Source organism: Paracoccus sp. SSJ (genome assembly GCF_030234105.1).
GTDB classification, from domain to species: domain Bacteria; phylum Pseudomonadota; class Alphaproteobacteria; order Rhodobacterales; family Rhodobacteraceae; genus Paracoccus; species Paracoccus denitrificans.
On the sequence record NZ_JASSPE010000009.1, the window covers coordinates 1 to 13,838 of the forward strand.

Sequence of the window (13,838 nt, forward strand, 5' to 3'; positions counted from 1 at the left end):
CGCGTCGTTATAGGATTTCCAGTTGGTCGTACGGTAGCGGGCAGGTTCGGGCTTGCTCATGGCAGGCTCTTAACCCACCGGATTCACGCCGTGAATCCCGGAAGCTCATGAGTTCTGCAACAACGCTGATCGCATGCGCCACTGGAAAAATCAGGATCCAGACGATAAGGTGTAGGTGCGTGGCGAGGCCGCGTCATTGCCGAACGCGGATAATGGAAACCTGTCGGAGGGAGTTCTGGTGATCCACGCATCAGACCACTGCGCCTAATGCCTGAGCCAAGCCGAAGTCCCGCGGGGGACGAAGAGCCTCCTAGTCCAGCGCCTCGATCCTCCGCATCAGAACAGATACCATCGATATCTACGCCCCTGCGCGGATGGCCCGTTCTGCCGGATTGTCGGCAGTGCAGGCGACCGCTGCCCTGCGTTCCTCATGGTTCGCTGCCACGGTGTTTCCCGCCTATCCTCCGATCACCCCGAGGCTTTCCGGGCTCTTGGCGGGATGCCCGCTCGCACGCAACCATGCTCCCCCGACATCTCGTTCACTTGCACTGCACGGGAACCACAGGTCCCTGCGTAGTGCCCCCGACCATGAGACCCCATTCCGCCCATGCTTGAACCGCTCTTACTTCTGCTTGCTGGCCTGCTCGTAATCCTCGTTATCATCGCAGCCGGCGCCTACTTCGTTGCCCAGGAATTTGCCTATATGGCGGTTGACCGCACCCGTCTCGCCGCGCAGGCCGCAAGTGGCGATTTGGCTGCAAAGCGCGCCCTTGCCGTCACGAAGCGCACCAGCTTCATGCTCTCGGGCGCTCAGCTCGGCATCACGGTGACGGGGCTGATGGTCGGCTATGTCGCCGAGCCCTTGGTCGGCAAATCCCTGGGCATGCTGCTGGGCGGTGTTGGCATTCCCGAATCGATAGGGATCAGCGTTGGGACGATCCTTGCGTTGCTCTTCGCCACCATCGTCCAGATGATCTTTGGCGAACTTTACCCCAAGAACCTGGCCATTGCGAATTCAGAACCTATGGCCAAGGCACTGGCGGCCTCGACGACGACCTATCTGTCGCTCTTCGGCTGGCTGATCACCTTCTTCGACAAGGCGGCAAACCTGTTCCTGCGGCTTTTACGGATCGAGCCAGTGCATGACCTCGACGTCAGCGCCTCGGCCAAGGACCTGCCCCATATCATCGCGGACTCCCGCGAAAGCGGCGATCTTCCGGTCGAGCTGTCGCTCATGATGGACCGGATCCTAGACTTCCCCCACCGGGATGCCGAACATGCGATGGTCCCGCGAGCGCAGGCGGACTGGGTCGACCCCGATACCACCATCGCGGAACTGCGCGAGATGATGGCGCATGGCCACACGCGCTATCCGGTCATTGACGATGATGACGTGCCGGTTGGCGTCGTGCATCTGGCCGATATTCTTCCAAAGGTGAATGCCGAGCAACTGGAAGCCACGGCGGCCACGGTGATGCGGCCGGTCGCTATTGTGCCGACGCTGATGCCGCTGCCGGCGGCGCTTGAGACACTGGTCAAATCCGGCAACAAGATGGTTTGCGTCATCGACGAATACGGTGGATTTTCCGGCGTCCTCACCATCGAGGACATCGCCATGGAGGTCGTGGGCGAGATCACCGACGAATTCGACAAAAACGCCATCCAGCCGCTACGCGAAGAGGACGAGGGCGTCTGGGTGATGGAAGGCGATGTTCACCTCGACGAGGTGGAGCGCGCGGTGAACCACGATCTGCCCCGCGGCGATTTCGAGACGATCTCGGGCCTGCTCATCGCGCAGTTGGGGCGCCTGCCCACCAAGGCCGACACGATCCTCGTTGATCTGCCGGCCGACGGTGCCGATGTGGTATCGGATGCCCCCCTGCGTCGCCGCCTTGAGGTGAATGTTCTGCGCATCGCGCGCCATGTGCCAACCCTTGTGCGCGTCAAACTCGTGGATGAGCAGGAGCAAGACCAATGATGACCAATCCGCTTTTCGTCACCTTGGCCACGATTGCCCTGATCATACTCAGCGCCTTTTTCGTGATCATTGAATTTGCCCTGCTTGGTGCGCGCCGCCACCGGCTGGAAGAACGCGCCCCCACCAGCCCTTCGGCCCGTGCTGCGCTACGCGGCATGAATGATCTGACCCTGATGCTGGCGGGCGCTCAACTTGGCATCACGATCACCACCTTTGTCCTTGGCGCGATCACCAAGCCTGCAGTCCACTACGCTCTCGGGCCGCTGCTCCTCGAATGGGGGGCGCCGGGCTGGATCGCCGAGAGCGCCTCGTTCTTTCTGTCGCTCTTGCTGGTCACCTTCCTCCATCTGGTCGTGGGCGAGATGGCACCCAAGTCCTGGGCTATCGCCAATCCCGAAAGGTCGGCGATGGCGGTCGGCGTTCTTGCTCGCGCCTATATCTGGCCACTGCGTCCTGTGCTGCACTGGATCAATGTCATCGCCAACAGGTTGGTGCGGGCGAGCGGCGTAGAGCCGGTCGAGAGCGCAGCGGTGGGCGGTCAGGACGCTGCCACGATCCGGCAGCTTGTCGAGCATTCAGCCGATGTCGGCACGCTGGAGCCGGGCTTGCGACGCCAGCTTTCCGGCTTGATCGATCTGGGCACGATGCCGGTCGAAAGCATCATCTCGGCGGGGCAGACCGTCACCAGGGTCAAACCGGAGGCGACGGTGGCGAAGGTGCGTGACATCGCCTCCCGGACGGCCCACATGCGCCTTCTGACCAATGGCGGTGGCGCGCCGCGGGTGATCCATGTGCGCGATTTGCTGCTCAAACCCGATACGGCCCCGGCTGCAAGCGTGGCACGGCCCGCCTTTACCCTGAAGGCCGGCACACCGATCTACGAGGCACTGGCGAGCATGCGTTCCGCAAGCGTGCAGCTGGCAGTGGTGATGAACGGGGATCAGATCACCGGTGTCGTCACCCTTGCCGACATCCTCCGGCGCGTCCTGCCCGCGTCACCGGCACCCTCCGCGACCACGCGCAGCCCCGCATGATCTGCGGTTGGCGGATGCGCCTCGCCATGGACCGAGGGCGGCAAACCAGTGCGCTCTCGGCAGCATCGTGCCGCAACGTTGTATCCGACGCACCGACCCGGCCCAAAACGGTCATTGGTCACGTTATCGATCGCTGCAATGCAGCTTCCCCAAACCGGCACGGCGGAGGCCGATGTCACGGGGGCATTGAGGAGGAAGCGCGCGGAAATCCATCGGGGCTCGCGGCGACGAAGGATCGGGCCGTTCACAGAAGCCGGATATACGTCCGCAATGGCGAGTTCTGAACCAGAGCCAACCAGACCGTTGCAATCAGGCGAGGTCCATATACATCCATACACGCCCCGACCACCCTCGGCCACTGCAATGACGTGGTTATTCTTCGAAACATTCAATCCGATGGAATGTTCGCTATTCCCCTGCATGGTTAATCCTCCTGGCTTGAGGCGGAGCCTATCGAGTAGCTCTCTTTGAAAGCAGCCAATGCAGGGCGACCACCCGCCACAGTTCAGCCGAAAAAGGACATACGGTTTTACGCCTATGTTGGTGCAGGGTTTTCTCCTCGGTGCAAAAGCGGCCAAATATGACGAAACAGGCTCGCTGCACCCCGTCCGGGCTGCCGAGGTCGCGCAAAGCCGGCAAGGGTCCGTTTCAGCAGATCCGCGGCAGTTGTTCGCCCACGAGGCGGTCGACGATGCGGCGCCCGCCAAAGGAGGTCACCATCTGCACACGGGCCGTATGGGCGCCCCCCTCGGATGCGGCGACGGCGCGGCCGATGATTGCGGCGCCCTGCCCTTCGGGGCGGGAACGCATCGCGCACAGCGCAGCCTCAGCCTCGGCCTCGGGCACGAACAGGACCAAGGTTCCCTCATTGGCAAGATAGAGCGGATCAAGGCCAAGAATTTCGCAGACCCCGCGCACCTCGGGGCGCAGGGGCAGCGCATCTTCCCTGATTTCGATGCCGCATCCTGCCGCCAGCGCCATTTCATTCAGCGCCGCGGCAAGCCCTCCGCGGGTCGCATCGCGGGCGGCTCGGGTGCCGGGGGCGGCGGCCAGCACCGCCTCCATCAGATGCCCAAGCCCCTGACAGTCCGAGACCAGATCCGTCGACAGCGCCAGATCGCCGCGCGCCGCCAGAATGGCCGCGCCATGATCGCCCAGCACGCCATTGACCAGCACGACATCGCCCGGCCTGATCCGCGCCGCAACCAGATCGCGCCCCGCCGGGATCACGCCGACGCCCGAGGTGGTGACGAACACCCCGTCCGCCGATCCGCGCCCGACGACCTTGGTGTCGCCGGTCACGATCCGCACCCCGGCCAGCGCCGCCTCACGCGCCATCGAGGCGACCACGCGCTGCAACAGCGCAATCTCGCAGCCTTCCTCGATAATGAACGCCGCCGACAGCCACAGCGGTCGTGCCCCGCCGACGGCCAGATCGTTCACCGTGCCGCAGACCGCCAGCTTGCCGATATCGCCGCCGGGAAATTCCAGCGGCGTGACCACGAAACTGTCGGTGGTCAAGGCCAGCCGCGCGCCGGGTTCACACAGCGCATCCGCCGTCAGCCGCGCCTGATCCTCGCCCGATCCGGGGCCGAAGGCGGGAAAAAAGACGGTCTCGATCAGATCGGCCATCGCCTTGCCGCCACCGCCATGCGACAGGGTCACATGGCTGTCGCGCAGGGTTCCAAAAGCCATTGCGTTCATGTTCTGCCCGCCCTATTCCGCTGCAACCCGCGCACCGCCATATTGCCAATAGGCCGCACAGGCCCCTTCCGAACTGACCATCAGCGCCCCCAGCGGCATCTCTGGCGTGCAGCCCTTGCCGAAATGCGGGCAGGCCGTAGGTTTGACCCGCCCCGTCATGACGGCGCCACAGGCACAGCCCTCGGGTTCGGGTGCGGGATTGCGCGCCACCGCATAGCCGATGCCGAATTTTTCCTCGGCGTCGAAGGCTGCGTATTTCGGGCGGATGCGCAATCCGCTGGCGTCGATCTCGCCCAGACCGCGCCATTCAAAGCTGGGGCGCCGTTCATAGACATCGGCAATGGCGGCCAGACTAACCGGATTGCCCTCCTCGGGGACCACGCGGGCATATTGGTTTTCGACCTCGGCGCGCCCCTCGGCGATCTGGTCCAGCACAATCAGCACCGATTGCAGAAGATCGGTCGGCTCGAAACCTGCGACGACAAGCGGTTTCTGGAAGTCCCGGGCAATGAAATCATAGGGATGCACGCCGATGACCATCGAGACATGACCCGGCCCGATGAACCCGTCCAGCACCATATGCGGATCCTTCAGCAGGGCGTGGATGGGTTCGGGCACGGTGATATGGTTGCAGAAGACGCTGAAATTGCCCAACCCTTCCCGCGCGGCCTGCTGGATGGCCAGCGCGGTCGAAGGGGTCGTCGTCTCGAAGCCCAGACCAAAGAACACCACGTCGCGTTCGGGGTATTTCCGGGCCAGAGCCAGGGCATCCAGCGGCGAATAGACCATGCGGATATCCGCCCCCGCCGCCCGCGCCTGCAACAGCGATTGCGACCGGCCCGGCACCCTCATCGCATCGCCAAAGGTGGTGAAGATGACGCCCGGACGCCTGGCAATCTGGATGGATTCATCGATCCGCGCACGCGGCAGAACGCAAACCGGACAGCCGGGGCCGTGGATGAATTCCACGCCCTCATGCACCAGTTTGTCCAGACCATAGCGAAAGATCGAATGGGTGTGGCCGCCGCAGATCTCCATGATATGCACCGGCTTTTCGCGGCTGGCGCCGATCTGCTCGGCGCGGCGGGCAATCGCGGCCAGCAGCGCGCGCGCCGCCTTGGGATCGCGGAATTCCGAAGCGAATTTCATCGTGCCATCTCCCGGTCGGCTTCGGCCATCTGTTCAAGCGCCTCTTGCGCCTCGCCCAGTTCATGCAGCGCGGCCAGCGTGCGCGCCGCCTCGTCCTCGTCGATCAGGCTCATGGCGAAACCGACATGGATCAGCACCCAGCGGCCGATCAGCCCCTCGGGCGGCCCCTCGGCCACGCAGGCGATATTGACCTCGCGGCGCACGCCCGAGACCTCGGCCATGGCCATCATCCGCGCGGGATCGGTCATGGCGATGATGCGACCGGGAATTCCCAGACACATGGCTATTCCTCCTCTTCCGGGGTGGCCTGACGCTCGGCCGGGTCCTTGACGCCATAGCGGTCCAGCTTGGCGCGCAGGCCCACCCGCGACACACCCAGCTCGGCCGCCGCGCGGCTTTTGTTCCAGCGATGGCGGGTCAGCGTCTCGCGCAGGATACGCATTTCGATCAGTTCGACCCGCTCTTTCAGGCTGCCGACGCCGGCAAGCACCGCCTGGGTCAGACGGCCGGCGCCATCCTCACCCGGCGGACCCTGCAGGATCGGGCGAGAGATCAGATCGGCGCCCAGAACGCTGTCTTGCGCAAGGATCAGCATCCGGGTGATCTCGTTCGACAATTCGCGCAGATTGCCGGGCCAGTCGTAACTTTCCAGAAATTCCAGCGCGGGCCCGTCAAAACCATGCACCAGCTTGCCATGACGGGCCGCCAGCTCGGCCAGCATGTGCTGGGCCAGCATGGCGATATCGCCGCGCCGAGCGCGCAGGGGCGGCACCGCAATTTCGGCCACCGCCAGAGCGTAATAGAGGTCGGCGCGAAAACGCCCTTCGGTGACCAGAGCCGCCAAATCCGTGCCGGCGCCGGCGATCAGGCGCAGATTGCTGGTCAGCGTCTCTTGCCCGCCGACCGGCGTGAAGCCGCGCCCGGACAGGATGCGCAAAAGCACAAGCTGCAATTCGGGCGTGATGGTCTCGATCCCCGACAGATACAGCGTCCCGCGATCCGCCTTTTGAATCAGGCCGATCCGGCTGGTTCCCCCGGCCACCGCCCCGCGCCGCGCGCCCAGCAGCTCGACCATGACCAGCTCATCGGGCATTCCGGTCAGATCCAGCGCGTAAAAGGGCCGGTCCGCCCTCAGCGAGGCCAGATGCATCGCCTGCGCAAGCTGCTCCTTGCCGGTGCCCTGCTCGCCCGTCAGCAGCACCGGCACATCGAAGGCCGCATAATGCCGCGCCGCATCAACCGTGGCGTTCATGGGCGAGTTGGGCGCACGCAGCACGCTGTCGAAGCCCTGCCCCTGACGCAACGCCCGCCGGCGCTTTTCCAGCCGGGTTTCGGAGGTCGAGGCAAGCCGGCGCATCTCCAGCGCCAGACGTTCATTCTCGCGCGCAAGATGGAAAAGCTGCGCCGCATTGCGCACCGCCATCAGCAACTGGTCGGGATGCCAGGGCTTGGCGATGAACTGATGGATGCCGGCAAGATTGATCGCATCGACGATGGCCGAGGGATCGGTATAGCCGGTTATCAGAAGCCGCACCGTTTCCGGCCAGCGCTCGCGCAGCCCGGTCAGGAACTCCACCCCGGTCTGGCCGGGCATCCGCTGGTCGCAGACCACTACCTGCACCCATTCCTCTTCCATCAGCCGGGCGGCGGCGGCGGCATCCGGGGCGGTCAGGATTTCAAACTCATCCTCAAGCGCCATGCGCATCGCCGAAAGCGAATGCGGCTCGTCATCCACCAGCAGGACAAAGGGGCGCGGCGTGGGCATGGCTCAGGACTTTGTCGCCAGACCGGCACGCAGCCAGTCGATCCAGGCCTGCATCCCCTCGCCGGTGCGGGCCGAAAGGCGCAGGATGTCTATGCCGGGGTTCACCCGCCGCAGGTTGGCCTCATAGACCTCGGGATCGGCATCGCAATGGGGGGCAAGGTCGATCTTGTTCAGGATGGCAAGCCTTGCGGCCGTAAACATATCAGGGTATTTCAAGGGCTTGTCTTCACCCTCGGTCACCGACAGGATCGCGACCTTGGCATCCTCGCCCAGATCAAAAGCCGCGGGGCAGACCAGATTGCCGACATTTTCGATGAACAGCAGCGAGGCCGGTTCCAGCCGCAGCGCATCCATCGCACCGCCCACCATCTGCGCATCCAGATGGCAGCCCTTGCCGGTATTGACCTGCACCGCCCGCGCGCCGGTGGCGCGGATCCGGTCGGCATCGTTCTCGGTCTGCTGGTCGCCCTCGATCACCGCCAGCGGTTGGCCTTCCAGCATCGAGATGGTCCGGCACAGCAACGTGGTCTTGCCAGAACCGGGCGATGAGACAAGGTTGACCGCAAAGGCTCGCAGCGCCGAAAGTACCCGCCGGTTGCCCGCAGCCAACCCGTCATTGCGGGCCAGAAGCGAGGTCTCGACCTCGATCAGCCGCTGCTGCGTCAGGCCCGGCACCGATAGACCCGCCGCGCCCGCGCCGTAGTCGTGATGGTGACCATGGCCCGGCGCATGGTCGTGATGATGGTGGTGGTGATCGCCGGAACCATGGTCATGCGCGTGACCATTCGCGGCATGGCTGTGCCCATGGCCATGGCTGTGATCCTGCGCGTGCTCATGGGCCAGGCCCAGCCGGTGCGCCTCGTCATGGCTGATCTCGCGCCCGTCCACCGTCACCGTGCTGCCGCAACCGCAAATCCCACACATCAGATCACCTCCATATCCCTGATCCGCATTTCGTCCCCCGTCTCGGGCATCAGCCTGCCACCGCCACAAAGGGGACAGGGCGACAGGCGGTCGTCCAATTCCACCTGTTCGGCACAGTCGAAACACATTGCCCGGCCCGGCAGGTCGATCATTTCCAGGACCGCGCCCTCGGCCGGGCTGCCGCGCATGACCACGTCAAAGGCAAAGCTCAGCGCGGCCTTTTCCACCCCGGCAAAGCGCCCGATTTCCAGCCGCATCCGGGTCACGCGGGAAAAACCGTGGCGGCGGGCCTGATCCTCGACAATGCCGCGGATCCCTTCGCAAAGCGACATCTCATGCATGGGGTCCGGCCTCCAGATGCAGAGGGATACAGGGATCAAGGATCATGGCAAGCAAAGGCGCCCGATCAGCCTTGTCTGGCGGAAGTGTCGCAAGGCTGGCCGCCAGCAGCCCGCCCGACATCAGCAGGTGATCGGTGGGCGTACGGCGCGAAAAGCGGGTCACGATGCCGCCGGCCGCGCGCAGTTCAAGCGCGCAGAAGCCACGCGAACAGGGCACCAGCGCCGCCCCTTGTGCCATCCGGCGGGGCGGCGGGAAAGCCCCGCGCGACAGGGCGTCGAGATCGACCAGCCGGGCCAGCAGATGCACCAGAGGCCCGTGACCATATGCGCCCCGCACCGCCATCAGCAGCGGATGTCCGGCATGGCGTGTGGCAAGGCTGTTCTCGACAAGGCCGTCGCCGAACGGATCCGTCATCGCCGGCAGATCGCTGACCGCCTCGCCCGGCGCGAAATGCCCCTGAACCGCCGCGACAAGGCGCGCAAGCGGCGCGGGGCCCGCGCTCCATGCGGCCAGATCACCGGGTCCGGGCAGGCCATCCTGCCCGAAAAGCGCCACCCGCAGCGCGCGCCCCCCCGCCTGCCAGCCCTGCGGCAACGCCAGGGGCGCTAGCCCAAGCTGCGGCGGCAGATGCAGGCACAGCCTGGCCAGATGGTCGCGGATCATGTCGCGGCGCAGATCGTCCAGGGGCGGCAGCGGCAGCCCAAGCGCCAGCGCCATAGCCCATTCCTGCACGGACCGGCACAGGCCGAACAGGGCGGGCAGGATCTGCCTGACCTCATCCACCCTGCGCCCCGTCATCAGCGCATCCACCGCCAGCCCCGCCTGCGCCCCCGGCGCAAGGGCAAGCCCTCCGTCGCGGGGCAAAAGGCGAAAGCTGACGGAGGCAGAGATCATTCCACGCCCCCGGATATCTCCGGATCGTCGCCCTCTGCCGGAGCAGCGGCCAGCCCGCCGGTCAGCAGCGCCCGGCGCGTGGGGCGCGGATTGGGGATCGGTGCATCCGATGCCGGTCCGGCCTCGGACGGCGGTGCAAGCTCGGCCTCGCGGGCGGCGCGAATCTCGGCGGCGCGGTCGGTCCCGTCGCGGTTTTCGGGTTTGAACAGCTCGACCATCACCGCGCGCGCGACCTCGACGGCCTGCAACTGGCTGGTGAAATCCGCCATCGGCGAGAACAGCGAACAGGCCTTGTAAGGGCCGGTCATCTCGCGGCTGTTATGGATGAATTCATATTCGCCCGAGGGAAAGGCGACCACCTCTTTCTCGCCCGCCTTCAGGGCCGACCAGTCCTGATCCTCGCCCGGCAGCCAGATCAGGTTCATGAACCAGGGCGCGATCAGCACCCCCAGAAAGCCGCCCTGCCAGGGACGAAAGGCCATCGCCTCGACATGCAGCGCCTGATTGATGATCGGCACGTCGCGCATCTTTGCGTTGAAGACCTCGCGGAAGTCGGCGACCAGCCGGGCGCAGCGCCGCTCGATCTCGGCCGCGATCCGCATCTCGTCAGAGCCGGGATCCTCGCGCACGATGAACTGTTGCTTCGGCGCGTCGCAGCCGGGACATTTCCAGTCGGCGGGCAAGGCCGCGAACGGCGTGCCGGGCAGAACCTGCCGGTATTCATCCCCCTCGGCCGGGTCATAGCTGGTCCAGCAGATCTTGCATTCCATGATCGCCTGCGGGCTGATCCGGTCATTGGCGCCCAGATAAGACCCCTCGAACCCGCCCCGTGCGGTCTCGACGCTCATCGGATCGCCCCCAGCACTTCACGAATGCGGCCCGCGCTGTCCGCCAGATCCTCGGGCGCGGCCAGCACCACCTCGGGCATGGCGGTCACCTCGAAGGTATCGAGGATCAGCACATCCATCGAGTTGAAGAACTGCACCCGCCACAGACGATCCTGCGCGGTCGCGGTGATGCGGCAATTGCCATAGCCGCGCGACAGGATGGTCACCGACCCCTCGCCCAGAGCCTGATCGAGCCAGAGCAGATCCTCTTCGGTATGCGGAATCAGGGTCAGGTTCACCACATGCAGATCACCGGGGCCACGCCAGGACAGGGATTTGTCCATCAGTTCAGCCAGCAAGGCAGGGGCGTTCACCACCCCCGGCGCGCGCGGGGCCAGGGCCCCGATCGCCGGGCGCTGCGCATGGAACGCCCGCGTCAGGGCAAGCTGCGGCACGGGCGCGACCTCGACCCGGTCGATCCCCTCGGCCTTCAGCACCCAGACCCCGGCAAAGACGCTTTCCTGCACGGCCACCGCCGGCACGCCCCGCGCGCGCAGCGACACCTCGCCCTGACCCAGCGTTTCCGCCATCAGCGCCCGGTTGGCCGCATCCAGCGCGGACAGATCGAACGACACCGGCGCCGCCCCCTGGGCCACACGATCGCAGGCCGCGGCGATCTCGGCCAGCATCGCCAGCGCGGGCGCCAGAGACGCGACATTCCCGACCTCGGGCAGATGCATGTCATAGGTGCGCATCCCGGAGGGCAGCGGCAGCCACTCCAGCCCCTCGCCATCGTCGGGCTGCGATCCGGGGCCGAAACCAACAGGGGGCAGGTGAAAATTCTGGGCCATTGTCTTTGCCTTTCAACCCGGCAGCGAGAGGATGTGGCTGGTGCGGGCGATGTAATCGTCCCAGTCGCGGATCTTCTCGATCGAGCCGAGATAGGAGCCATCGCGGAAGAACAGAAACCCCGGCGTTTTCAGTGCCCTGTGGGTTTCGCGGACCGTTGCTTCGATGGCGTCACCCACCACGGCGCAATCAAAGGCGTTCTGAAAGGCCATGCGCAGTTCCGGCAGGATCACCGCCGCGTCCACCGTCTCCAGATTGCGGGCGGGGTCGCCCGGAACGAACAGGCAATGCAGACCGGGGCTGGCGGTAAACTCTGCGACGTCATGCAGCGAATGCAGGCGTGGCCAGCCGAATTCGGCCTCCAGCCGCGCCAGCAGCGGGTGCAGGGCGCCCCCGCCGGGGCTGTGCAGAATGTCGTGGGAATGGTCATGCATGGGTCAACCCGTTTTGCGGCCTGCGGCCAACGCCGCCTGAAGATGGGACGGAAGCGCCGGGGTGCGACCCTCGAGATCGGCAAAGGCGCCCGAAGCGTCGCCCCCCGCCATGACCGCCCGCAACCCCTGCAATGCCGCCGCGATCCGTGCGGCGCGGTCAGCGTCGATCACCTCATGCGCCGTGCCGAGGAAGGTCAGCACCCAGTCGCCGGCTTGCGCATCGGCGGTCAGGCTGAGGTCGATCAGATCGCCGCCCTCGCTTTGCCCCGCGATGCCGTCGACCTGCGCCAGCCGCATCGGGATGCCCATGCACATCAGCCGGCCCCCGGGAAAAAGCGCGCATCGCCCTCGCGGCAGGCATCAGAGGCGGCGGGGCGGCCCGTCTCATAGGCCTCGCGCCGGATCGCCGGATCCGCAAGCTGACCCGAGGTCGCGCCCTCGCCGGCCTGAACGCACCATTCGGCCAGCTTCGCCAGCGCAATCTCGATGGCAGGCCCGATCTGTGCAGCCACTTCGGGGCGGAGTCCTCCTCCGTAATCCTCCAGTTCGACCGGCTGGCAGCCGATCAGCATCAGCTGCGCCGGACAACGCCCCAGCAGCTGGGCGGTCGCGATCACCTCTTGAAAGCCGGTCTGGTGCAGGCTCATTTTTTTGGCGCCCAGAAAGGCCGGAACCTCGGCCCCTTCGACCAGCTTCAGCGTGCCGGGGGGCAGTCCGTAATCCACCGCGTCAAAGACGATCAGCGCGTCGGCTTCTTCCAGAAAGGGCAGCAGATACAGCCCCTGCGTGCCGCCATCAAGCAGCCTCACCCGTTCGGGCAAGGCATGGCGCGCGGCCATCTCTTCGACGCAGCGCACCCCGAAGCCCTCATCGGCCCAAAGCACATTGCCGATCCCCAGAACAAGGATATTTGCAGGCGCTTCCGCTGGCATCTGCCCCCTCCCCGAACTCCCCGAAGCATTGCTGGCAGGCGGTGCGGTCATGTGCCCCACCCCTATGGGCCGAAAGTATAGCCACCAGTTCCGAAAGCAGAGACAAAAAGTCGCAACCCTCGAAATTCCTTGCAAGATAATGATATAAAAACGAAATCCCGCCAATGCGGGCGGGATTTCGGGATATGGTGCGGCAAGTGACCTGCCGTCTGGCTCTGAAACCGGAAACGATCCTTCCAGTTGCTGCCAGCCGCGTTCAGTCGGGGCGATCATCCTTGAAGGTGCGGTGTCCCGAGATCATCGTCGAGACCATCGACTGGCGCGACATGATGTCTTCGCGGATCGCCACATAGATATGGATGATCATGAAGATCACGATCCACCACATGCCGATATGGTGCAGCGTGTGCAGGCGCTGGGTGTTCTGAACAAGGTCCTGGACCCAGCCGAAGACGGCATAGAACATGCTGTCCTTGCCCGCCCCTTCGGCATACAGCGCAAATCCGGTGACGATCATGAAGGTCAGACCGACCGTCATGAACAGAAACATCGCAAGCTGCGCCAGCGGGTTGTGGCCGACATATTTCTTCGGCTCTTTTTCCAGAAAGAAGTACCAGCGCAGCTCGAACAGTAACTCTCCCCAGAACCGGCGAGAGAAGATCGGCACATAGAAAAGCTGCTTTGCATGGTGGTTGCCGATCAGCGCCCAGTAGATGCGGCCGAAAAAGCCCACCGTCAGGATCATAGCCGCCGCGAAATGGGCAAAGCGGATATAGCCGAAGACGAACTGGTCATAGGCTTCAGCGATCTGCATCGAAGGCGGCGGGCTGCCGATAAGCCAGCCGGTCACGCACAAGACCATGATGCAGGCCGCGTTGATCCAGTGCCAAATGCGAACCGGCGCCTCATAGACATAGACCGAGGTTTGCCGGGTAACCTGATGGGGGGCGCCCAGAGGGCGGCCCTCGAAGATATGGTCATCGCCGGGATGGATGTCGCTCATGGC

The 13,838-nt window shown here is 65.0% G+C and carries 15 protein-coding genes; 2 read left to right on the top strand and 13 right to left on the bottom strand.

Annotation, left to right across the window (positions count from 1 at the left end; all coding sequences use genetic code 11):
* The first annotated feature begins 607 nt into the window (after window positions 1–607).
* A complete protein-coding gene (locus QPR87_RS11525) occupies window positions 608–1,978 on the top strand; it encodes a hemolysin family protein (protein WP_011749383.1) in 1,371 nt (456 codons plus the stop codon).
* Complete coding sequence (locus QPR87_RS11530) at window positions 1,975–3,012, top strand: CNNM domain-containing protein (RefSeq protein ID WP_011749382.1); 1,038 nt, start codon at window positions 1,975–1,977, stop codon at window positions 3,010–3,012. Before QPR87_RS11525 ends, QPR87_RS11530 begins: the two co-directional genes overlap by 4 nt.
* Window positions 3,013–3,660: 648 nt before the next feature.
* On the opposite strand, the gene hypE is transcribed toward QPR87_RS11530, so the two are convergent.
* The 13 genes from hypE to cybH form a co-directional block, all read right to left on the bottom strand.
* Entirely contained in the window at window positions 3,661–4,716 is a 1,056-nt protein-coding gene (gene hypE, locus QPR87_RS11535) for a hydrogenase expression/formation protein HypE (RefSeq protein WP_011749380.1), read from the bottom strand.
* 12 nt (window positions 4,717–4,728) lie between these two features.
* Window positions 4,729–5,865 (bottom strand): hydrogenase formation protein HypD, encoded by a 1,137-nt coding sequence (gene hypD / locus QPR87_RS11540; RefSeq protein ID WP_011749379.1) that lies wholly within the window; start codon window positions 5,863–5,865, stop codon window positions 4,729–4,731.
* Window positions 5,862–6,146: a HypC/HybG/HupF family hydrogenase formation chaperone gene (gene hypC / locus QPR87_RS11545; RefSeq protein ID WP_011749378.1), complete on the bottom strand. Its 285-nt coding sequence runs from the start codon at window positions 6,144–6,146 to the stop codon at window positions 5,862–5,864. Before hypC ends, hypD begins: the two co-directional genes overlap by 4 nt.
* A 2-nt stretch (window positions 6,147–6,148) precedes the next feature.
* Window positions 6,149–7,630 carry a sigma-54-dependent transcriptional regulator gene (locus QPR87_RS11550; RefSeq protein WP_011749377.1) on the bottom strand — a complete coding sequence of 494 codons (1,482 nt, stop codon included), beginning with the start codon at window positions 7,628–7,630 and terminating at the stop codon, window positions 6,149–6,151.
* 3 nt (window positions 7,631–7,633) lie between these two features.
* Complete coding sequence (gene hypB / locus QPR87_RS11555) at window positions 7,634–8,554, bottom strand: hydrogenase nickel incorporation protein HypB (RefSeq protein ID WP_011749376.1); 921 nt, start codon at window positions 8,552–8,554, stop codon at window positions 7,634–7,636.
* On the bottom strand, window positions 8,554–8,895 hold the full coding sequence (hypA, locus tag QPR87_RS11560; protein WP_011749375.1) for a hydrogenase maturation nickel metallochaperone HypA: 342 nt from the start codon (window positions 8,893–8,895) through the stop codon (window positions 8,554–8,556). The genes hypB and hypA overlap by 1 nt, the downstream gene beginning before the upstream one ends.
* Complete coding sequence (locus QPR87_RS11565; protein WP_024844876.1) at window positions 8,888–9,790, bottom strand: hypothetical protein; 903 nt, start codon at window positions 9,788–9,790, stop codon at window positions 8,888–8,890. The genes hypA and QPR87_RS11565 overlap by 8 nt, the downstream gene beginning before the upstream one ends.
* A complete protein-coding gene (hybE, locus tag QPR87_RS11570) occupies window positions 9,787–10,638 on the bottom strand; it encodes a [NiFe]-hydrogenase assembly chaperone HybE (RefSeq protein ID WP_011749373.1) in 852 nt (283 codons plus the stop codon). The genes QPR87_RS11565 and hybE overlap by 4 nt, the downstream gene beginning before the upstream one ends.
* On the bottom strand, window positions 10,635–11,468 hold the full coding sequence (locus QPR87_RS11575) for a hydrogenase expression/formation protein (RefSeq protein WP_011749372.1): 834 nt from the start codon (window positions 11,466–11,468) through the stop codon (window positions 10,635–10,637). The genes hybE and QPR87_RS11575 overlap by 4 nt, the downstream gene beginning before the upstream one ends.
* A 12-nt stretch (window positions 11,469–11,480) precedes the next feature.
* Window positions 11,481–11,900: a thioredoxin domain-containing protein gene (locus tag QPR87_RS11580; RefSeq protein ID WP_011749371.1), complete on the bottom strand. Its 420-nt coding sequence runs from the start codon at window positions 11,898–11,900 to the stop codon at window positions 11,481–11,483.
* 3 nt (window positions 11,901–11,903) lie between these two features.
* A complete protein-coding gene (locus QPR87_RS11585; RefSeq protein WP_011749370.1) occupies window positions 11,904–12,215 on the bottom strand; it encodes a HypC/HybG/HupF family hydrogenase formation chaperone in 312 nt (103 codons plus the stop codon).
* Window positions 12,215–12,832: a HyaD/HybD family hydrogenase maturation endopeptidase gene (locus QPR87_RS11590; protein ID WP_024844877.1), complete on the bottom strand. Its 618-nt coding sequence runs from the start codon at window positions 12,830–12,832 to the stop codon at window positions 12,215–12,217. The genes QPR87_RS11585 and QPR87_RS11590 overlap by 1 nt, the downstream gene beginning before the upstream one ends.
* 256 nt (window positions 12,833–13,088) lie before the next feature.
* Complete coding sequence (gene cybH, locus QPR87_RS11595; RefSeq protein WP_011749368.1) at window positions 13,089–13,835, bottom strand: Ni/Fe-hydrogenase, b-type cytochrome subunit; 747 nt, start codon at window positions 13,833–13,835, stop codon at window positions 13,089–13,091.
* Window positions 13,836–13,838 lie beyond the last annotated feature (3 nt).

Coding starts and splice junctions, on each gene's coding strand:
- hypE (WP_011749380.1), bottom strand. CDS start 4,716: ATGAACGCAATGGCTTTTGGAACCCTGCGCGACAGCCATGTGACCCTG.
- QPR87_RS11585 (WP_011749370.1), bottom strand. CDS start 12,215: ATGTGCATGGGCATCCCGATGCGGCTGGCGCAGGTCGACGGCATCGCG.
- cybH (WP_011749368.1), bottom strand. CDS start 13,835: ATGAGCGACATCCATCCCGGCGATGACCATATCTTCGAGGGCCGCCCT.
- QPR87_RS11590 (WP_024844877.1), bottom strand. CDS start 12,832: ATGCCAGCGGAAGCGCCTGCAAATATCCTTGTTCTGGGGATCGGCAAT.
- QPR87_RS11565 (WP_024844876.1), bottom strand. CDS start 9,790: ATGATCTCTGCCTCCGTCAGCTTTCGCCTTTTGCCCCGCGACGGAGGG.
- hypA (WP_011749375.1), bottom strand. CDS start 8,895: ATGCATGAGATGTCGCTTTGCGAAGGGATCCGCGGCATTGTCGAGGAT.
- QPR87_RS11530 (WP_011749382.1), top strand. CDS start 1,975: ATGATGACCAATCCGCTTTTCGTCACCTTGGCCACGATTGCCCTGATC.
- QPR87_RS11550 (WP_011749377.1), bottom strand. CDS start 7,630: ATGCCCACGCCGCGCCCCTTTGTCCTGCTGGTGGATGACGAGCCGCAT.
- QPR87_RS11580 (WP_011749371.1), bottom strand. CDS start 11,900: ATGCATGACCATTCCCACGACATTCTGCACAGCCCCGGCGGGGGCGCC.
- hypD (WP_011749379.1), bottom strand. CDS start 5,865: ATGAAATTCGCTTCGGAATTCCGCGATCCCAAGGCGGCGCGCGCGCTG.
- hypC (WP_011749378.1), bottom strand. CDS start 6,146: ATGTGTCTGGGAATTCCCGGTCGCATCATCGCCATGACCGATCCCGCG.
- QPR87_RS11525 (WP_011749383.1), top strand. CDS start 608: ATGCTTGAACCGCTCTTACTTCTGCTTGCTGGCCTGCTCGTAATCCTC.
- hybE (WP_011749373.1), bottom strand. CDS start 10,638: ATGAGCGTCGAGACCGCACGGGGCGGGTTCGAGGGGTCTTATCTGGGC.
- hypB (WP_011749376.1), bottom strand. CDS start 8,554: ATGTGTGGGATTTGCGGTTGCGGCAGCACGGTGACGGTGGACGGGCGC.
- QPR87_RS11575 (WP_011749372.1), bottom strand. CDS start 11,468: ATGGCCCAGAATTTTCACCTGCCCCCTGTTGGTTTCGGCCCCGGATCG.